This window comes from Mucilaginibacter antarcticus (genome assembly GCF_042686155.1).
In the GTDB taxonomy this organism is placed as follows: domain Bacteria; phylum Bacteroidota; class Bacteroidia; order Sphingobacteriales; family Sphingobacteriaceae; genus Mucilaginibacter; species Mucilaginibacter antarcticus.
In genome coordinates this window covers 177402-196100 of record NZ_JBHUON010000004.1, presented here as the reverse complement: position 1 = coordinate 196100, position 18699 = coordinate 177402, and the positions used below count along the sequence as shown (strand labels likewise).

The following is an 18699-nucleotide window of genomic DNA, read 5'->3' as shown; positions in this document are numbered from 1 at the left end:
AACCTCGCTATAGCCCTGATCGTTGTGCAATGCGGCGGAGACCCGGGTTTGTTTTTCAAAACATAAAAATGGTCGGAATTTCTTCCGACCATTCGTGGCCTAAAGCGCCTTTTTTTTATGTCAAATTTATGGAAAAGTAGACATTAATTGTACCCCTATCAGGAGTGTTTACACATAATTTATCCAAAAGAAACCACTGGCACAAGTTTTGGATAACACCATGTATACTTTGAAAAACATTAACTAAAACAACACTATTATGAACTCACTATTGTATATCGTTGCAGTTATCCTGATCATAGGATGGGCACTAGGTTTCTTCATGTACTCAGCAGGTGGTATTATCCACGTATTGCTGGTAATAGCAATCATCGCATTAATATTAGGTTTTATAAGAAGGCCAACGGCTATCTAATAATTCGATAATATAAAAGCAAAAAGGCTCACTCTAAACGGTGAGCCTTTTTGCTTTTTAAGTTGCCAATTAATTTACTTTCAACCATTTTTTTCTCACAGTTAATTGCTCCGTAGTAGGGTTGGGCAATTCTTCGAATTTGAATTTTTGCCTGTTGCTCTTCAATAGTTTAATAGGTAAATCAAGCGTCAAACCATCGCGTACCAGTTTCACCATAATTTTATCACCCGGTTTTTTGCCCGGTATCAGGTCGCCTTTTTCAGGTACAGGTACGCCATCTATTGACAAAATTTCGTCGTTGACGTTAATGCCGTCCACCCATGCAGCGCTACCACGGCTAACGCCGGTAACGATCAATCTTGCTACTTTTTCCAGGCGGGTAATGCCTAGTTCGGCATTGTTACTGTTGGCCAGCGAGTCGGTTATTTTATAGCCTGCATAAGCCAGGTATTTGTTGTAAGGTAGCGGGGTCAGCCCGTTAATGTAATTGTTATAAAAATCAGTCAGCTTTTTACCGGCAAACTTTTCAAGGCCCAGCTTAAACTCGGCATCGGTGTAGCCCCTTTTTTTTACTTTGTAATACTCAGTGTACATATACTTCATCACATCGTCTAAAGCATGCTTGCCTTTGCTGTCGTTGATGATCTCTAAGTCAAGCAATAAGCCAACTAAAGCACCTTTGGTATAGTAAGAGATGCCTGTGTTATTTGAATTTTCGTTAGGGCGGTAAGCTTTTATCCAGGCATCATAACTTGAAGCTGAAAGTGTTTGTACTTTCAAACCGGGCTGGTTTTCAAGTGCGCTGATTTGCGCGGCCATCAACGCTAAAAAATTATCGGTCGGGTACAATTTTGTACGATGTACAATAACATCCTGGTAATAGGCTGTAAAGCCCTCGGCTATCCAAAGGTTAGTGGTATAAGCCTCGTTATCATAATCAAAGGGACCTAAAATTATCGGTCGCAAACGCTTAACATTCCACAAATGAAAATGCTCATGCGATGCAAGGCTTAAAAAGCTTTGGTAATTTTTTTCTGTCGAATAAGCATCGCGCGAAGCGCCAAGGACAGTAGAGCTTAGGTGCTCTAAACCGCCGCCACCTTTCAAATAATTGTGGACGATGAAAGTATAATGCTTGTTAGGGTTCTCGCCAAATATGGCTACCTGTTCACGTATAATCTTGGTAAAATCTTGTTTAATGCGCTCGTCGTCATAAGTTCCGCCGCCGGTCATGGCTACTTCGTAGGCTACGCCATCAACATCAAAATTAAATACCTCCTGGTTGCCAACCTCAATAGGCGAATCAAACAGAATATCAAAGTTAGGCGAGTAACGGGTGAACTGATCACCGTTAACTTTTTCAAGACTGCTTGTTACTTTATCCCATTTTTTGTAAGGTTTTATGTGAATAGTGGCTGGTGAGTTTAACATATTCCCCGGATAAAGAAAAATATCAGGAGATGATAAAAACGCGTATTTATTGTCAATAAAGCTGGTACGTACAGATATCTCAAAGGCGTATACACGGTAGGTAACGGTTACAGATGATACGCCCGTAATTTTCAGGTTCCAAATGTTTTTGCGTGTTTTGGTAGCCGCCAATGTTTTACCATCAGCCGTTACGTTTAACGATTCGATGTTTTTTGCAAACTCGCGCACCAGGTATGAGCCGGGCGTCCAAACAGGCATTTTTAGCTCAAGGCTATTTTGTTTAAGCCCGGTTATTTTCATCTCTACATCAACATAATGCGCCTGCGCCTCGGGGAAAGAAATGCTGTAGGATATAGAAGCTGCGGTGGCTGCGCTGGTAGTAGTAGTCATGTAAAATAATATGGTTAGGAATAAAATAACTTTTAGTTCAATTTTTTTCATAAGTGCAAGGTAATAAATTTAACACTTTTAGTAAAGAGGACATTCCCCGCAGGTGTTGTAAAATGGTTGATACATGCAACTATTTGGCTTTTTAACTCTTTACATTTATGTCGCTACTTATGAAGGTGAAGTTAATTGAACCTGTTTCGCGCAAGCTAATTGTGTTAGGCAAGGCGTACCTGGATGTATTGAGCAGCCACATGGAACACCTTGACATGGATAAGTATTATTATGCCCTGACGGTGATTTATCACCATGATGGCGGACTTACCCAAAACGCGCTGGCCGGAATATTGGGCAAGGATAAATCAGTTATTGTTAAAATAATTGACACCCTGGCCGGTAAAGGTTTTGTAAACCGTCAGAAAAACCCCGCTGACCGCAGGCAACACCTTTTGGTAGTAACCGACAAAGCTAAAAAAGCAGTACCCCTAATTATTGCCGAATTTGAACGCATGAACCGTTCGGCCGCCAAAGGTATTTCTGTCAGTGAGATGGAGATATTTGAAAACGTCCTGGGTAAAATGAAAATGAATTTAAGCGAGTTTAGGAATACAGAAAACAGAAAAATACTATCTAAATAACATGAAAACCAAGCATATCATATACGCTTTGCTGGCATTAGTAATAGGCTTAATAATTTACAACAAGTTTTTTAGCGCGCGTGCCAAAAAGCTTGAAGCTAAGAATACTAAAGGCAAGGGCGGCAAAGGCGGTGGGCGCAACAGCCCTGTTGCTGTTAAAGTAATGATAGTAAAAGACACGGTGCTTGATAACTACATTGACGTTACCGGCACCATTGACGCTAACGAACGTGTAAACCTGATCAGTGAGACAGCGGGCAATATTACCGGTATATATTTTACCGAGGGTGCAAGAGTGAGCAAGGGGCAACTGCTGGTTAAGGTAAATAACCTTGATCAGATAGCGGCGCAAAAGCAGCTTCAATTCCAGATCGCGTTAGCAAAACAAAACGAGGGCAGAAGCAAGCTGTTGTTACAAAAGGAAGCAATAAGCCAACAAGAATATGACACTTCGTTATCAGGTTTAAATACTTTAAAGGCACAGGCAGACGTGTTGAGGGCGCAGGTTGCCAAAACAGAGATCCGTGCGCCATTCTCGGGTACTATTGGTTTGCGTAATGTAAGCCCGGGCGGATTTTGTCGCCTAATACATCTATCGCTACGCTGGTAAATATCGACCCGGCAAAGCTTACTTTTTCTGTGCCCGAAAAATACCTGTCGCTTATAAGCAAAGGCACAAAGGTTGCTTTTACGGTAACCAGCTCATTAGAGAAATTTAAGGCAGAGGTTTATGCAATTGAACCGTCTATTGATGTATCGTCAAGGACCATCACTGTAAGGGCCCGGGCTGCTAATCCAAAAGGGACATTAACCGCGGGCAGCTTCGCCAAGATCAATTTACAGCTTGACCGTATTAATAAAACGATTATGGTGCCTACCCAATGCGTGGTTCCGGATATAAAGAGCAGCAAAGTTTACCTTTACCAAAACGGTATGGCGGTGGCCCGCGATGTTAAAACCGACGTGCGTACCGATACCAGGGTGCAGGTAATAGAAGGCCTTAAAGCCGGCGATAGTTTAGTGGTATCGGGCATTATACAAATGCGTCCTAAGGTCCCACTAAAAATTACTAAAGTAATAAACTAAGCATCTACCATGAGTTTATCTTCAGTTAGTATAAAAAGACCGGTATTGACAACGGTAATGTCTGTTGTTATTGTGGTATTCGGTATAATTGGTTACACCTTTTTAGGTATCCGAGATTTCCCTTCGGTAGATCCGCCTATCATTTCTGTAAGTACCAGCTATGCAGGTGCCAACTCAGACGTAATTGAGTCGCAGATTACCGAGCCCTTAGAGAAAGCTATTAATGGTGTGCCGGGCATCCGTAATATATCGTCCACAAGTTCCGTAGGATCAAGCAATATTACCGTAGAGTTTGATTTGGATGCAGATTTGGAAACCGCTGCGAACGACGTGCGCGACAAGGTAAGCCAGGCCCAGCGCCAGCTACCGCAGGATATTACCTCGCCGCCGGTAGTTACTAAAGCCGACGCCAATGCCGACAACATCCTCACCATATCTGTAACCAGCGATACCCGCAACATTAACCAGGTGAATGATTATGCCGAAAATGTGTTGCAGGAAGGCTTGCAAACCATCCCCGGGGTAAGTGCCATTAACATACACGGCCAACGTCAGTACGCTATGCGTTTATGGATAGACCCCGCAAAACTGTCTTCCCTTGGCTTAGCCGCATCGGACATTACTGCAGCCTTGGACCGCGAGAACGTGGAGCTTCCTGCCGGTAAAATAGAAGGTAATAGCACCGAGCTCATCATCCGTGCAATAGGTAAAATGAGCACCGAGAAGGAGTTTAATGATCTCATCATCCGCTCAGACAGTAACCGCGTTGTTCGCTTACGCGATGTGGGCTACGCGCTGTTAGGTTCCGCAAATGAGCAAACGGCCTTTAAAGAGTCGGGCTCATTACAAGTGGCTTTGGCTATTGTACCACAGCCGGGCGCTAACTATGTGCAAATAGCTAAAGATTTTTATGCAAGATTTGAGCAGCTAAAAAAAGATCTTCCGCCTGATATACATGTTAAGGTGTTGACGGACAATACAAAATTTATCAAGCAATCCATCACCGAAGTTGAAGAGACTTTGGCCATATCTTTTATACTGGTAGTCATTATAATCTACCTGTTTTTTAGGGACTGGCTGATCGCTTTCCGCCCGCTGATAGACATTCCGGTTTCATTGATTGGCGCATTTTTCCTGATGTATATCTTCGGATATTCTATCAATATCCTAACCTTACTTGGTATTGTGCTGGCTACAGGCCTGGTGGTAGATGACGGTATAGTAGTGACAGAAAATATCTATAAAAAGATAGAAGAGGGCATGGCTGTACGCAAGGCTGCCTTTGAGGGCTCTGCCGAGATATTGTTTGCTGTTGTATCAACCTCAATTACACTTGCAGCGGTGTTTTTACCCATTATGTTTTTACAGGGTTTTACTGGCCGTTTGTTCCGCGAGTTTGCTGTAGTAGTGGCCGGTTCGGTGCTGATATCGGCTTTTGTATCGCTGTCATTAACACCTATGCTAAGCGTTAAGCTAATCCGCAAAGATCAAAAGAAATCAAATTTTTATATAAAGACGGAGCCGTTCTTCGTAAATATGACCAACTCTTACAGCGAATCGTTGGTCAATTTCATGAAGCACCGTTGGATAGCTATCGTGATACTTTTTGGGTCGGTAGGCATTATCTGGGTTTTAAATGGCTTAATCCCTTCAGAGCTGGCGCCGCTTGACGACAAAAGCCAACTGCGCTATAACGTAACAGGAGCAGAGGGCGCATCGTACGAGTTTATGACGAAAAACATGGACGATTTTTCGAACCTGGTAGCCGACTCGATACCGGAAGCGAATGTCAACATAGAAATTGTGGCTGCCGGCCGTGGTGGTAGCGGCGCTGTAAACAATGGTTTTGGCCGCATAGGGTTGGTACCGCCGGATGAGCGTGAGCGCTCTCAGCAGGAAATTGCTGACTGGCTGACAAAAAAAGTAGGAAAGTTTCCGGATGTCCGCGTGAATGTATCACAAGAGCAGACCATTAGCGGTGGTGGCGGCCGCAGCTCTCAACCCATTCAATTTGTGGTACAAAATCAGGATTTTGAAAAAATACGCAAAGTATTACCTGACTTTTTTGATAAGGTAAGTAAAAGCTCAGTTTTTGTTACCCCGGATGTTGACTTAAAGTTTACCAAGCCAGAAATACGAATTATTACGGACCGGGAACGTGCGCGCGATCTTGGGGTGTCCGTACAAGATATCGCCCAAACACTACAGCTCTATTATAGTGCAGGCCGTGTAGCTTACTTCTTACTCAACGGTAAGCAATACCAGGTGGTAGCACAGGTAGACCGGGCAAACCGCGACCAGCCGCTTGATTTGAAGACTATTTATGTACGTAACGACAAAGGCGGGCTTATACAGTTAGATAACGTAGCAAAGATCGACGAAGATGCAACGCCACCTTCTATTTATCACTTTAACCGTTTTAAATCTGCAACCTTTCAGGCAGGCTTATCGCCGGGCCATACTATTGGCGATGGTATTGCCGAAATGAACCGTATTGCCAAAGAAACCCTCGACGAATCTTTCAGTACCACCTTAAGCGGTGCCTCCCGGGATTTTGCCGAGAGCTCATCAAATATTTTGTTTGCCTTCATCTTCGCGCTGTTACTTGTTTACTTGGTACTGGCCGCTCAATTTGAGAGCTTTAAAGACCCGATCATTGTTATGCTAACAGTACCGTTAGCGGTAGCAGGGGCATTTCTATCGCTGTGGTTGTTTGATCAGTCGCTGAATATATTTAGCCAGATAGGTATTATCACCCTGGTGGGTTTAGTAACCAAAAACGGTATTTTGATTGTAGAATTTGCTAATCAAAAAATGGAACACGGCATGGAGAAATATCAAGCTGTTGTAGAGGCTGCTACAGCACGTTTACGCCCCATTTTAATGACTAGTTTGGCGGTGGTGCTTGGTTCTGTACCTATTGCCCTGGCATTAGGCGCAGGTGCAAAAAGCCGGGTATCGCTGGGTATTGTTATTATAGGCGGTATGCTGTTCTCGTTGGTATTAACATTATATGTTATCCCAACCATGTATCTGCTTATAGCGTCCAGAGTACGTAAAGACCCTGATGTTGAAGATCCCGAAGAGCCTGTTAAAAAGAAAAAGAAGATTTTATTAATTGAGAACGAATAAGCGATGATAAAACTACATAAAATAGCTTGTTTGCTTTGTTGCTGCATGGTTTTGGCATTTACTACAAAAGCCCAAAAGGCGCCCTTGCTTACTTTGCAGGAGGCGGTTGAAATTGCTTTGAAAAACAACTATAATATTGTACTGGCAAAAAACAATAAAACCATAGCCCAAAATAACACCACTATTGGTAACGCCGGTTTTTTACCAGTGGTAGACGCTGATATAACGCAAAATTACAGCCGTCAGCGTGTTGAGCAAACGCGGTCTGACGGGACTGTGAACAGCATCCCTAATGCTAACAACAGCAACCTGAACTACGGCCCAAGCCTTATCTGGACAATTTTTGACGGCTTTGCCATGTTTGCCAACTACGACCAGCTTAAGCAACTGAACGAGCTGCGGAGCGTAACCCTGCGCGATACTATCGTGAGCACCACCGGCGACCTGATACTGACTTATTATGATCTTATCAATCAATCGCAACAAATAAAGGCACAAAGCGGGGCCATGAATATATCGCGCACGCAGTTGCGTTTGGCCAGCGATAAATTTAGCGTGGGCACTGTATCTCGCTTAGAGGTATTAAACGCGCAGGTAGCTTTAAATACCGATACATCTAATCTTATTGCTTTGCAGCAGCGCTATAAATCGGGCAAGATAAGGCTTAATCAATTGCTGGTGCGCGATCTGCAAACCGATTTCACCGTAAGTGACACTATCATAGTGGACGATAAGATTGTATTGGGCGATATTTTAGCAACCGCTCAAACACAAAACCCGTCCATCTTATCGGCGCAAATAAATAAGCGTATTGCCTATATCAGCTTAAAACAGGTGCAATCAACACGTTATCCTGTAATAGGTGTAACAGGCGGCTATACCTGGACAAACAATAAAACCCCGGCAGGCTTTACCCGTACACAGCAGGCGCGCGGCTTAAACTACGGGCTCACGGCATCCATCAATATTTTTGATGGTTTTAATCAAAGCCGCAGGGAGCGGAATGCTAAAATTCAGATAGACAATGCAGGTATAAATGTTAAGCAAACCCGGCTAAATGTGGAGGCGCAGATAAGTGACCTGTATGCAAGGTATCTGTCGGGCATGGACCTGGTAAAGGTGGGGCGTTCAAGCGTAGAAGCAGCAAGGCGCAATCTTGAAATAACGTTGGATAAATATAGAATTGGTACCATAACACCTTTAGAGATACGCGAGGCGCAAAGAAACTTCCTTGATGCCCAATACACGTTTTCCTCTGCCGTGTACCAATCCAAAGTGGCCGAAGTAACACTAAAGCAAATTACTAATAACTTAAATATTCAATAATTAAATATTTAGTTTACTTTTGGGTGTAAATGGCTGCATCTTATCATACCTGCTTACTGGTTGACGATAATTATATCGATAATTTCGTGACGCGCAGGCTATTGGAGAGCAGCAACTTTGCCCAAAATATCATTGTCACCGAGTCGCCAACCGAAGCGATTCAAATGTTGGAAGACGGCACAGTGAAGCCAGATGTAATATTTCTGGATATAAGAATGCCTCAAATGAGCGGCTTCGAGTTTCTGGACGCTTACGATAAACTTGATTTCAACAAGGCTGATACTAAGATATTTTTGTTGTCGTCGTCTTTCGATCCTACAGATATCAAGCGTTCGGATGACAACAAATACATTACGCATTTTGTCCACAAACCGCTTACCTATAAAATACTTGAGGAGCTACCATGATCTTAGTTGCCGATAGCGGATCAACAAAAACAGATTGGTTACTTAAACAGCCCGGCAAAGATGCCGTAGCTTTCAGAACACCCGGACTAAATCCATACTTTTTAACCGAGAAAGAGATTGTAAAGATCTTACAAGATCAGGCCTCGGATATGATAGCCTTTGGTGCCGAGATAAAAGAAATTTATTTTTTTGGCGCCGGTTGCTCCAGTCCGGACAGGCACGAAATCATCTCAAACGCTTTGACTGCAATATTCACTAAAGCCTATATTAGTGTAGACAGCGATTTGTATGCCTCTGCCTACGCAACCTGCGGACGCGAAAAAGGCTTGTGTTGTATATTAGGTACAGGCTCAAACATCTGTTTTTTTGACGGCGAAAGCATCCATGATGGTAAGCACGGCCTTGGTTTTATTTTGGGAGATGAAGGCGCAGGTACCTGGTTTGGCCGCACACTGATCACCGATTTTTTATACGGCCTGATGCCGGAAGACATACAGACGGTATTTTATAATACTTATCCTTTAACCAAGGAAGAGGTGATAACAAACGTATATCAGCGCCCGGCACCAAACTCTTACCTGGCATCTTTCGCACGGATACTTAACGTAATACGCAAAACCGATTATGGTAAAGAGTTGATAAGAAAAGGCCTGCAAGAGTTTATTGATACCAACATCAAATCATACCCCGAATATCATACCTACAAAACCCACTTTGTAGGTTCAATTGCTTTTGTGTTTGCCGATGAGTTGAAAGCGCTTTGCGAGGCGCAGGAAATTCATGTAGGTAAAATCATTAAGCAACCCATAAATGACCTGCTGGCGTTTATTCTAAGCAGGGAAACAGCGGAGTAGATATTGTATCCCAACAGCTCACTACTGTCGCCCTTTATGCTTTTACTATTTTCTTCTTAATCCTTACCCTCACTATCAAAAACAACATACCTAACACCGCTAGTAAACTTGCCGTTTTAGGTATATAGTCGCCATGCTTAACGTAGAACGTGAGCTCTGAGTTGAGGTTAATGTCTTGCTTTAAAGCAGCCTTAACCCACCATTGCGACTGTTGCACAATATCCCCGCGCTGATTAATAAAAGCCGATATCCCAGTATTGGCCGACCGGCACACCCAACGGCGGGTTTCAACGGCGCGCAGCTTGGCATAGTCCAGATGCTGATCTTTACCTGATGTATTTTCCCACCAACCATCGTTAGTAATGATGGCGATGAACTGTGCGCCCTTGCCAACCGATTTGGCTACCCATTCGCCCCAGATAGACTCATAGCAAATCACCGGTGCTACGCCAATACCGCTCGCAGAATACAGTACGCTCGGTTGTTCCTGTTTGGTATAGGTACCTGTTACACCGCCTAAATGTGCAAAGACAGGTTTCAAAAATGATAATGTATTTTCAAACGGTAACGACTCTGCACCCGGAACCAGCTTGCTCTTATGATAAAATTGCACCGTTCCCGAGTTTTCAATATTTATTGCTGTACTGTAATTATCAATAAAGGTACCGTCAGGCAGGGGGCTGGCTGTTTTTGTTTTAGGGGCATCGTATCGTTTATATGAACCGGTGCCAGTTATCAGGTTGCCATTTTTGTACTTAGACAAAAAGTGCTGTGCCTGCATATAGTAATTGTTGCTGCGTACATGGTCCTCATCTATTTCATCAGCAATAGCAGTTTCGGGCCATAAAAAAAACTCGGTGTTAACCTGGCCCACAGAGTCAGATAGTTTAGTTAAAATATCAATTTGCTGCGCCGGCGGAAACTCGCTCCACTTTGCATAGGGATCAATATTAGGTTGTACCACCACCACGTTGGATGGATTAACCTGTTCTATGTAATTGCTGTAGCGATACAGCGAAATGCCCAATGGCAATATTAAAACGGCACTTAGCGTAACTATCAACTTCAACCTAACCGGTTTAGGCTGTGCCTCGCGTAAACCTATATATACTAAGAACATCAGGATGTTAATTGCCCAAATCCAGACTGTGCCACCGTACACGCCTGTGTATTCATACCACTGTATCCATTGGTGAGCGGTGGCAAAGCCATTGCCAAGCGTCATCCACGGAAAGTTGAGCTCCCAGCTTTGATGCAGGTATTCGTAAGCTATCCAAAAGCAAACCAGCCCCGCTAAACTCCAGCTTCGGGGAGCTATTAGGCGTAATCTGTAGTACAACCAGCAGGCAAAGGCCATTAATAGCGGCCCTAAGGCATATGGTATCAACGATATCGGTATGGCTACTACCTCGCCAACTATTTTAAGCGAGTTATATACCCAGTATATACAAAGCACGTTCCACACAAAAAAGCCCAGGAAGGTGATATTGAAGATCAGTTTTCCTTTTTTTGTAGCGGTTGATTTGATGATATTCTCCATCACCACCAATATAGGCACCAACCCAAAAAACAAAAAGATGGTGGTGTATTGCATAGGCGGCCAGGCCAACCAAAGTAACAGACCTGAAAGTAGCGATATAAGGATGTTTTTTTTCATTAAACTTGGTTTGTATGCGCTGTTAAAATTAGATATTTATAAATGATTTCATACCTTTATAGTAATGAGCGATTTGCAACTATATACAGAAATAGCGTCACTGCCTGACAATTTGAAACAGGAGGTGTCTGATTTTGTAGAGTTTTTAAAGTCTAAATCTCAAAAAAAGCATGACGTGAAAGAACGCCAGTTTGGCTACGCAAAAGGTTTTTTTAAAGTGTCACCTGATTTTGACGAGCCGCTTGACGATTTTAAAGACTACATGTAAGGATGGACTTCATATTGGACACCCATACTTTTATATGGTTCATCAACGGGGAAGCATTGCCAAAAGCAGTAAAAGACAAAATTAAGAACATCAATAACCGATGTTTTCTCAGCATTGCAAGCATTTGGGAAATTGCCATTAAATCAAGCTTAGGAAAATTAACTATGGCAGCTGGTTTCGATGAAATTGCAAGTATCTTGAGTAATAATAATATTGAGGTATTGCCCATTACCTTAGAACACATTCAGCAACTCATCAAGCTGCCTTATAATCATAATGATCCATTTGACAGATTGATTATTTCGCAATCGATTGCCGAAAGCGCGGTGGTTTTGACAGTTGACACTAAATTTAAATTATATCCCATTAATGTTCAGTGGGGGTAACTCTTTGCCGCTCTGGGTTTATTCGTCGTCTTCATCGTCCTTGTACTTCTTTTTCTTTTTCTTTTCTTCGGATGCCGGGGCGCCAGCTACGCAAATTACAAACTCGCCTTTAGCAGGGTGGGTTTCATAATAAGTTTTAATCTCGGTAACGGTACCACGCACGGTTTCTTCAAACATTTTCGTCAGCTCGCGCGATACGGATATAAGCCTGTCGGCACCAAAGTGGGTGGCCATTTCGTCCAGCGTTTTCAATAAACGGTGCGGCGACTCGTACAGTATAATGGTCCGCTCTTCTTCGGCCAAAAATTTATAACGCGTTTGGCGGCCTTTCTTTAGCGGCAAAAATCCCTCAAAACAAAACTTGTCTGTAGGGAAACCAGAGTTAACCAGCGCCGGTACAAAAGCGGTAGCACCCGGCAAACATTCAATTGCGATGTTGAACTTCAAAGCTTCGCGCACCAAAAAGAAACCCGGATCAGATATTGCCGGCGTGCCGGCATCAGATATCAGGGCTATGTTTTGCCCCATCAACAAAAACTTAATGATCTCGTTTGATGACTGGTGCTCATTATGCTGATGATGCGCAAACACCTTTTTCTGAATATCAAAATGCTTTAACAAGGGTGCAGACGTGCGGGTATCTTCGGCCAATATCAGGTCGGCCTCTTTTAAAACACGTAAGGCCCTAAAGGTAATATCCTCCAAATTGCCGATGGGGGTGGGTACTAAGTATAGTTTGCCGGTTGCGCTCATGGTTGGTGTATAACAGTTGCAGTTATTTGCTCAGACGAAAAAAATCTGCTATTGCTACTTAATACTGCTACTTAAAAAATATCTTTGCCAAAAAATAATACAATGCTGCAAGTTAGTTATATCCGCGATAACAGGGAACAGGTTTTAGAACGTTTGGCTGTAAAAAATTTCAAACAGCCCCAATTGGTTGACGAAGTTATCCAACTGGACGACTCGCGCCGCCAAACTCAGGTTAAACTGGATAACACATCTGCAGAAGCAAATGCCGCCGCTAAACAAATAGGCGAGCTGATGCGCAACGGCAAAAAAGAAGAGGCCGAGGCCATTAAAGCTAAAACGGGCGTTTGGAAAGAAGATATTAAAAAATATAACGAAGAATTAGCGGTAATAGAAGACAACCTGTATCAAAAACTGGTGTTGTTGCCTAATTTACCACACTCATCTGTACCCAAAGGTTTAACGCCCGAGGAGAACGAGGTGGTGTTAGAACATGGCGCTATCCCTGAGCTACCTGCTGGCGCTTTGCCGCACTGGGAGCTTGCCGCAAAATATAAACTGATTGATTTTGAACTGGGTGTTAAAATCACTGGTGCTGGTTTCCCTGTTTATATGAACAAGGGTGCAAAGCTGCAACGCGCGCTGATCAACTTCTTTATTGACGAAGCTGAAAAAGCCGGTTATAAAGAAGTGGGCGTGCCGCTAATGGTTAACGAAGCATCTGGCTTTGGTACCAGCCAGTTGCCAGATAAAGAAGGCCAGATGTACCACGTTACCCAGGACGAACTATACCTGATACCGACTGCAGAAGTACCCATTACCAACTTATACCGCGATGTTATTTTAAAGGCTGATGAACTGCCGGTGAAAAATTGCGGCCATACTCCGTGTTTCCGCAGAGAGGCTGGTTCATATGGCGCACACGTGCGTGGTTTAAATCGTTTGCACCAGTTTGATAAGATAGAAATTGTGCAGGTTGTTAATCCCGAAACATCATACAGTGTATTAGAAGACATGAGCCTGCACGTGCAGGGCTTATTACAAAAACTAGGCTTGCCATATCGTGTTTTGCGCCTTTGTGGTGGGGATATGGGCTTTGGATCTGCCCTAACTTATGATATGGAAACCTGGAGCGCGGCCCAGCAGCGTTGGTTAGAGGTATCTTCCGTATCAAACTTTGAGACTTTTCAGAGCAATCGTCTAAAGCTGCGTTTCCGTAATGCCGAAGGTAAAACACAATTGGCGCATACGCTTAATGGTAGTGCTTTGGCTTTACCCCGTATAGTGGCAACACTTTTAGAAAACAATCAGACCGAAAATGGCATTAAAGTACCCGAGGTATTGATACCTTACCTGGGTTTTGATGTAATAGATTAATTAGCTTTGGCTAATTTGACGCTGATGGTAGCGTTGGATATATAGTTTAATATTTTGCCGGTAACACTTGTTTTTGGTGTTTTTGCAACCGGTGAATAAATAAACTGTTGTACACCCAAAGCGGTTAACAAACCGTCAACCTTAGTATGCGGTCGCGATTTGTAGCAGTAGATCTTTATTTTGTTGTAAAAGGGATTTGAGGTAAGGCGTCGCAAAATTTTCTCGGTATCGTTACCCAAAAAATCGTAGTCAAGTACGATAACAGTAGGCTGCCACTCATGTATAACCGGGAATATCCGGTGAATATCTGTTACCCGTACAGCATTTTTAGTCGCTGGTACTACAATTTGAGTATTAGCCTCGGCTACTACAAGTAACGATTTTGGTTGGGGTTGGGTTTGCATCGTCATTAATAAATGTGATGTTGCTTTATACGATAATCAAATTCAAATTGTTGCATCATATTTAAGGCCCTGTTTCAAAACATTATATTTGTGAGTACAAGCCAATATTATCTATGGAAAACATCACCTGGGCCGATTTTGAAAAAGTAGAACTAAGGGTAGGAACCATACTGGAAGTGTCCGACTTCCCTGAAGCACGAAAGCCTGCTTATAAGGTTAAGGTCGATTTTGGTGAGTATGGAATACGCTGGTCTAGTGCGCAGATAACAAAGCATTATACTAAGCAACAGTTGCAGGGCAGGCAGATTGTAGGCGTGGTAAACTTTCCTAAAAAGCAAATAGCTAATTTTATGTCAGAGTTTTTGGTTACCGGCTTCGCAGACGAGAATGGCGACATTGTTTTAACAGCCGTTGACAAGCCGGTGCCCAACGGCAGTAAATTGATATGAGGATGGAACAATGGATCATCGGACCGCAACTTACAGGCATCATTCTACTGATTTTAGGGTTGGTTATGTCGCGGTTTCCGCCTAAGCAAATCAATGGTTATTACGGTTACCGCATGCCATCATTCATGAAAAATCAACAAACCTGGGATGAAGCTAACCGGTATTCGGCTACTTACATGGTTAAAGCCGGGCTGGTTACCACAATTATTGGCATAGTAATAGCAGGCCTGCTGGCTACTATGCAAACTACAGATGATATAAGGGCTGGTTTAAGTATAGGCAGTATGACGGTTTCGGGCTTATTGCCTGCGGTGTTTGTTATAGTAGCAACAGAAAAACATTTAACAAAAATTTTCGGCGATAGATAATATAATGAGATACGTAACTTTTGGTGATGAACCTGCAATATCGCCTGATGATTTTTTCATGAATGAGGCCCTCAAAGAGGCTCGTCAGGCTTTAGCTGAAGATGAGATACCCATTGGCGCCGTTGTGGTTTGCCAGGGCAAGATCATAGGTAAAGGCCACAACCTTACCGAGCGTTTAAACGATGTATCGGCCCATGCCGAAATGCAGGCGCTTACAGCCGCTGCAAATTTTATGGGCGGCAAATATTTAAAAGATTGCACGCTGTATGTAACGCTCGAACCTTGTGTAATGTGCGCCGGCGCGTCGTACTGGTTTCAAATTGGGAGAATAGTTTTTGGCGCTTATGATACCCGTTTGGGTTTTGGCAGGCTTAATCAAAAAATTACTCATCCTAAAACAATCATTACCGGCGGCATCCGCGAGAATGAGTGTTCACAATTGGTAAAGGACTTTTTTAAAAGTAAGCGGTAAACAAATACTTGTTGGCAAGGTTTATTGTCATGGCGAGCATAGAGAGGCTATCGCACAAAATAAATTATGTTTACAGAAAAACTCAAAGAGGTAACGTTAGCCAATCACCAGCAAACAGAGAAAATATTAGTTGGTAAACTGAAAAGCATGCGCTCCGTGCAAGATTATATAACTATCCTGTCTTCGTTTTACGGATACTTTGGTGGTCTTGAAAAACAGATTGAGCGCTACCTCAACCCATCAAATATGGCTGATTATGAAGAGCGCCGTAAAACAGCAGCCATTGCTGATGATATTAAGGTTTTGGGCGGAACAGTGCCTGCAGTTGCCACCGGCGATGAATTGCCCCGGATAGAAAACTGCCTGCAGGCCTTTGGTGCGTTATATGTAATTGAGGGATCAACGCTTGGCGGGCAAATCATCAGTAAAATGATACAAAATCATTTGCCTATCCAAAATGGCGCAGGTTTATCGTTCTTTAACGGTTATGGCGATAATATGCAGCAAATGTGGACCAGCTTTAAAGAGCTGCTAAATAAGGCAGCAATGACCCCGGCCGACGAAGAAACTATGGCCGAAGCAGCTAACCAAACATTCGCCAGGTTTAAAAACTGGCTCGAAAAATAAGCGGCTAGATCTTTTTGAATGCGACATAAAAAGTCGAGCCTTCGCCCAGCTGACTGTCCACCCAGATCTTGCCGTTATGTTTCTCTATAATACGTTTCACAATGGCAAGGCCGACACCCGTACCTTCAATGTTCTGCACGTTATCCATGCGTTTAAACAGCTCAAACACTAGGGGCAGTTGTTTTATATCTATACCTACCCCGTTATCGCGTATGGTGTAAACAATCTCATCCTCGTTATCTTCTGCGTCAATAAAAATTTCGGGCGCGCCTCTTGGTATGCTGTATTTAATGGCGTTGCTCAACAGGTTAGCAAACACTTGCGATATCATGGTCGGATCGCCCTGGATAGCTGGTGTATTGCCAATGTTTACTTTTAAATGTGCTGCGTTGTAGCCCAGCTTAAGGTCTTTAATATGTTCCTGTATCATGGCAGCTACTTCAACATTTACCGGCTTTAAATCAAGCCTGCCTATGCGCGAGTATTCCAATACCTCGTTAATCATTTCGTTCATTTTATCAACCTTGCTGTTAATCTTTGACAACACATCACGCGTTTTTGATTCTAGAGTTGACGTCTTGATCAACATCTGCGCGTAACCTTTAATGGTCGACAGCGGGTTTTTCAAATCGTGCGATATGGTGTAGCTAAAGGTATCCAGCTCTTCGTAGGCTTGTTTAAGCCTTTCATTAAGCATCCGTATAGCACCCGCTTTTTGATTAATCGCATAGGTAACTTCGGTACGTAAACGTGCAACTGATTTAATTTCTTCGTCAACCCATGGCTCAGATTTGCCCGAAACCTCTTGCGCCCAGGCATCAAAGGAGTGTCGGGGGGATATTTGCATGCTGCCATCAGTAGCTATTTCAACAGGCTTATCGGGGTTGCCGGCCCAGTTTATGCTAGCAATATGCTCGGGCTTAAACCACAAAATATATTCAGACAGCTCTGCCGATAAAGTAAGCACCATTAAACCGCTGGCTACCTTTTTATAAGCATCTGCTTCAGCAAAAACATAAGGCAGCTCATTTGTATAGAACAAAGGTTCATTTACATTAATTTTTACCCAGTCTATAAGTTGCTTAATTTGAACCTCACTAGGCGTGGTGCCTATATTTGTAATGCTGTTTTCAAATATTAAGGTAGCGCCGCCTGCGTTAGTTGCGTGCATTACATTTACCTCGGGCAGGATAAGCGCATCCTCAATGCTGTTGTTTTTCAGCATGTTTTTAGACAGCGTGTCTACTATGGTTTTAAATTTTTCCTTAAAAATCTGGTTGGCTTCATCCTGCCTAAACTCTAATGCCGATGATAATATCTGCCCAATTAACTTTGCAGAATCTCTTGCCCTGTAATCAATAAAACGGGGAGAGTAGTTATGGCAGGCAATTAAACCCCAAAGCTCTTTTTTGTAAATAAGCGAAATGCTGAAACTTGAAGCCACGCCCATATTTTTTAAATACTGAATATGGATAGGCGACACCGCCCTGAGTTGCGAGTGTGTTAAATCCAGCGGGCTGTCATCGCTCCATTGTTTGGTGCTTACAATTTTTGAGTTGCTGGTATTGACATCAGCTATCAGGCGCGTTAAGTTGGCCTTATACAATTCGCGTGCTTGTTTCGGTATGTCTGATGCGGGGTAGTGTAAACCCAGCCACGGCTCCAGGTCATCATTTTTTGATTCGGATATCACTTCACCGTGATCATCTTCCGCAAAGCGGTAAATCATAACCCGGTCATAGCCTATAATGTTTTTAACCTGCGCGGCTGTGTTTTTTAACAAGTTGGCCAGGTCTTTATCTGCCAGCATCTCTGAAATTGTGCGGCCTATCTGACGCTGAAGATCAGTCTTAAGGTCAGACACCGCGGGCTCAAACTCAAGCAAAAACAGCGGGCCCGATATGTTAATGATTAAAAAATAGGGTTTGCCCTGTATATCAGTATTAAACGGATTGGTTTGATCAAAGCTTTTATTGCTGCGCCCAAAGCTTAACAATTGGTTAATAAAATCAGGCGGTTCATTAGTGCCTAAAAAAGGCTCAATGTCAGTAACCGACCGGCCTAACAGGTCGGCAGGTAAACCGGGCAAAAAATCTGTAATGTTTTCGCTGTGGTATTTAATAATGCAGTTCGCATCCACCGCTATCAAAAATCCCTGCGATTGTATCTGTCCGGGGATATGAATGGGTTCGTTATCGCAATTACTAAGGTCTGTGGTCAATGTCATTTAAAGTAGATAGTGGTGATACTACTGATAATTTCGTT

At 43.1% G+C, this 18699-nt stretch carries 18 protein-coding genes and 1 pseudogene; 14 read left to right on the top strand and 5 right to left on the bottom strand.

Features of this window, described 5'->3' with window-relative positions; all coding sequences use genetic code 11:
* Nucleotides 1–259 precede the first annotated feature (259 nt).
* Complete coding sequence (locus tag ACFSYC_RS05690) at nt 260–415, top strand: lmo0937 family membrane protein (RefSeq protein WP_377124436.1); 156 nt, start codon at nt 260–262, stop codon at nt 413–415.
* Between the two features lie 69 nt (nt 416–484).
* Here ACFSYC_RS05690 and ACFSYC_RS05685 read toward each other — a convergent pair whose 3' ends face one another.
* The gene (locus ACFSYC_RS05685; RefSeq protein WP_377124434.1) at nt 485–2287 is read right to left on the bottom strand and encodes a M61 family metallopeptidase; all 1803 of its coding nucleotides are present in this window, start codon (nt 2285–2287) and stop codon (nt 485–487) included.
* Between the two features lie 107 nt (nt 2288–2394).
* On the opposite strand from ACFSYC_RS05685, the gene ACFSYC_RS05680 reads away from it, so the two are divergent.
* The 6 genes and pseudogenes from ACFSYC_RS05680 to ACFSYC_RS05655 all read left to right on the top strand — a co-directional run bounded on the left by ACFSYC_RS05680 (nt 2395) and on the right by ACFSYC_RS05655 (nt 9676).
* Complete coding sequence (locus tag ACFSYC_RS05680) at nt 2395–2871, top strand: MarR family winged helix-turn-helix transcriptional regulator (RefSeq protein ID WP_377124432.1); 477 nt, start codon at nt 2395–2397, stop codon at nt 2869–2871.
* Between the two features lies 1 nt (nt 2872).
* Nucleotides 2873–3957 (top strand): annotated as a pseudogene (locus tag ACFSYC_RS05675) (efflux RND transporter periplasmic adaptor subunit).
* A gap of 9 nt (nt 3958–3966) precedes the next feature.
* Entirely contained in the window at nt 3967–7089 is a 3123-nt protein-coding gene (locus ACFSYC_RS05670) for an efflux RND transporter permease subunit (RefSeq protein ID WP_377124430.1), read from the top strand.
* A gap of 3 nt (nt 7090–7092) precedes the next feature.
* Nucleotides 7093–8415 (top strand): TolC family protein, encoded by a 1323-nt coding sequence (locus ACFSYC_RS05665; protein ID WP_377124428.1) that lies wholly within the window; start codon nt 7093–7095, stop codon nt 8413–8415.
* A 29-nt stretch (nt 8416–8444) separates the two neighbouring features.
* Entirely contained in the window at nt 8445–8822 is a 378-nt protein-coding gene (locus tag ACFSYC_RS05660) for a response regulator (RefSeq protein WP_377124426.1), read from the top strand.
* A complete protein-coding gene (locus ACFSYC_RS05655) occupies nt 8819–9676 on the top strand; it encodes an N-acetylglucosamine kinase (protein WP_377124424.1) in 858 nt (285 codons plus the stop codon). Before ACFSYC_RS05660 ends, ACFSYC_RS05655 begins: the two co-directional genes overlap by 4 nt.
* Before the next feature lie 34 nt (nt 9677–9710).
* Here ACFSYC_RS05655 and lnt read toward each other — a convergent pair whose 3' ends face one another.
* Nucleotides 9711–11333 carry an apolipoprotein N-acyltransferase gene (gene lnt, locus ACFSYC_RS05650; protein ID WP_377124422.1) on the bottom strand — a complete coding sequence of 541 codons (1623 nt, stop codon included), beginning with the start codon at nt 11331–11333 and terminating at the stop codon, nt 9711–9713.
* A gap of 64 nt (nt 11334–11397) precedes the next feature.
* Between lnt and vapB the strand changes: the two genes are divergently transcribed.
* Both vapB and ACFSYC_RS05640 read left to right on the top strand, forming a co-directional pair.
* Nucleotides 11398–11601 carry a type II toxin-antitoxin system VapB family antitoxin gene (gene vapB / locus ACFSYC_RS05645; RefSeq protein WP_377124420.1) on the top strand — a complete coding sequence of 68 codons (204 nt, stop codon included), beginning with the start codon at nt 11398–11400 and terminating at the stop codon, nt 11599–11601.
* 2 nt (nt 11602–11603) lie between these two features.
* Nucleotides 11604–11987 carry a type II toxin-antitoxin system VapC family toxin gene (locus tag ACFSYC_RS05640; protein ID WP_377124418.1) on the top strand — a complete coding sequence of 128 codons (384 nt, stop codon included), beginning with the start codon at nt 11604–11606 and terminating at the stop codon, nt 11985–11987.
* Nucleotides 11988–12005: 18 nt separating this feature from the next.
* Here the strand turns inward: ACFSYC_RS05640 and rsmI are convergent, their stop codons facing one another.
* A complete protein-coding gene (rsmI, locus tag ACFSYC_RS05635; RefSeq protein WP_377124416.1) occupies nt 12006–12740 on the bottom strand; it encodes a 16S rRNA (cytidine(1402)-2'-O)-methyltransferase in 735 nt (244 codons plus the stop codon).
* 102 nt (nt 12741–12842) lie between these two features.
* Between rsmI and serS the strand changes: the two genes are divergently transcribed.
* A complete protein-coding gene (gene serS, locus ACFSYC_RS05630; RefSeq protein ID WP_377124414.1) occupies nt 12843–14114 on the top strand; it encodes a serine--tRNA ligase in 1272 nt (423 codons plus the stop codon).
* On the opposite strand, the gene ACFSYC_RS05625 is transcribed toward serS, so the two are convergent.
* The gene (locus ACFSYC_RS05625) at nt 14111–14518 is read right to left on the bottom strand and encodes a hypothetical protein (protein ID WP_377124412.1); all 408 of its coding nucleotides are present in this window, start codon (nt 14516–14518) and stop codon (nt 14111–14113) included. The two genes, serS and ACFSYC_RS05625, sit on opposite strands and share 4 nt — an antisense overlap.
* A gap of 113 nt (nt 14519–14631) precedes the next feature.
* On the opposite strand from ACFSYC_RS05625, the gene ACFSYC_RS05620 reads away from it, so the two are divergent.
* The 4 genes from ACFSYC_RS05620 (at nt 14632) to ACFSYC_RS05605 (ending at nt 16434) form a co-directional block, all read left to right on the top strand.
* Nucleotides 14632–14967, top strand: a complete 336-nt coding sequence (locus tag ACFSYC_RS05620) for a tRNA-binding protein (protein ID WP_377124410.1) — start codon at nt 14632–14634, stop codon at nt 14965–14967.
* Nucleotides 14964–15335 (top strand): SdpI family protein, encoded by a 372-nt coding sequence (locus tag ACFSYC_RS05615; RefSeq protein ID WP_377124408.1) that lies wholly within the window; start codon nt 14964–14966, stop codon nt 15333–15335. Before ACFSYC_RS05620 ends, ACFSYC_RS05615 begins: the two co-directional genes overlap by 4 nt.
* A gap of 4 nt (nt 15336–15339) precedes the next feature.
* Entirely contained in the window at nt 15340–15807 is a 468-nt protein-coding gene (locus tag ACFSYC_RS05610; protein WP_377124406.1) for a nucleoside deaminase, read from the top strand.
* A gap of 66 nt (nt 15808–15873) precedes the next feature.
* Entirely contained in the window at nt 15874–16434 is a 561-nt protein-coding gene (locus tag ACFSYC_RS05605; RefSeq protein ID WP_377124404.1) for a biliverdin-producing heme oxygenase, read from the top strand.
* Nucleotides 16435–16438: 4 nt separating this feature from the next.
* Here the strand turns inward: ACFSYC_RS05605 and ACFSYC_RS05600 are convergent, their stop codons facing one another.
* Entirely contained in the window at nt 16439–18661 is a 2223-nt protein-coding gene (locus ACFSYC_RS05600; RefSeq protein ID WP_377124402.1) for an ATP-binding protein, read from the bottom strand.
* Nucleotides 18662–18699 lie beyond the last annotated feature (38 nt).

What these genes read in the sequence shown, in the direction of transcription:
- ACFSYC_RS05600 (WP_377124402.1), bottom strand. Translation starts at nt 18,661, where the DNA reads ATGACATTGACCACAGACCTTAGTAATTGCGATAACGAACCCATTCAT.
- vapB (WP_377124420.1), top strand. Translation starts at nt 11,398, where the DNA reads ATGAGCGATTTGCAACTATATACAGAAATAGCGTCACTGCCTGACAAT.
- ACFSYC_RS05685 (WP_377124434.1), bottom strand. Translation starts at nt 2,287, where the DNA reads ATGAAAAAAATTGAACTAAAAGTTATTTTATTCCTAACCATATTATTT.
- serS (WP_377124414.1), top strand. Translation starts at nt 12,843, where the DNA reads ATGCTGCAAGTTAGTTATATCCGCGATAACAGGGAACAGGTTTTAGAA.
- ACFSYC_RS05655 (WP_377124424.1), top strand. Translation starts at nt 8,819, where the DNA reads ATGATCTTAGTTGCCGATAGCGGATCAACAAAAACAGATTGGTTACTT.
- ACFSYC_RS05690 (WP_377124436.1), top strand. Translation starts at nt 260, where the DNA reads ATGAACTCACTATTGTATATCGTTGCAGTTATCCTGATCATAGGATGG.
- ACFSYC_RS05605 (WP_377124404.1), top strand. Translation starts at nt 15,874, where the DNA reads ATGTTTACAGAAAAACTCAAAGAGGTAACGTTAGCCAATCACCAGCAA.
- ACFSYC_RS05615 (WP_377124408.1), top strand. Translation starts at nt 14,964, where the DNA reads ATGAGGATGGAACAATGGATCATCGGACCGCAACTTACAGGCATCATT.
- ACFSYC_RS05660 (WP_377124426.1), top strand. Translation starts at nt 8,445, where the DNA reads ATGGCTGCATCTTATCATACCTGCTTACTGGTTGACGATAATTATATC.
- ACFSYC_RS05620 (WP_377124410.1), top strand. Translation starts at nt 14,632, where the DNA reads ATGGAAAACATCACCTGGGCCGATTTTGAAAAAGTAGAACTAAGGGTA.
- rsmI (WP_377124416.1), bottom strand. Translation starts at nt 12,740, where the DNA reads ATGAGCGCAACCGGCAAACTATACTTAGTACCCACCCCCATCGGCAAT.
- ACFSYC_RS05610 (WP_377124406.1), top strand. Translation starts at nt 15,340, where the DNA reads ATGAGATACGTAACTTTTGGTGATGAACCTGCAATATCGCCTGATGAT.
- ACFSYC_RS05680 (WP_377124432.1), top strand. Translation starts at nt 2,395, where the DNA reads ATGTCGCTACTTATGAAGGTGAAGTTAATTGAACCTGTTTCGCGCAAG.
- ACFSYC_RS05640 (WP_377124418.1), top strand. Translation starts at nt 11,604, where the DNA reads ATGGACTTCATATTGGACACCCATACTTTTATATGGTTCATCAACGGG.
- ACFSYC_RS05670 (WP_377124430.1), top strand. Translation starts at nt 3,967, where the DNA reads ATGAGTTTATCTTCAGTTAGTATAAAAAGACCGGTATTGACAACGGTA.
- lnt (WP_377124422.1), bottom strand. Translation starts at nt 11,333, where the DNA reads ATGAAAAAAAACATCCTTATATCGCTACTTTCAGGTCTGTTACTTTGG.
- ACFSYC_RS05665 (WP_377124428.1), top strand. Translation starts at nt 7,093, where the DNA reads ATGATAAAACTACATAAAATAGCTTGTTTGCTTTGTTGCTGCATGGTT.
- ACFSYC_RS05625 (WP_377124412.1), bottom strand. Translation starts at nt 14,518, where the DNA reads ATGCAAACCCAACCCCAACCAAAATCGTTACTTGTAGTAGCCGAGGCT.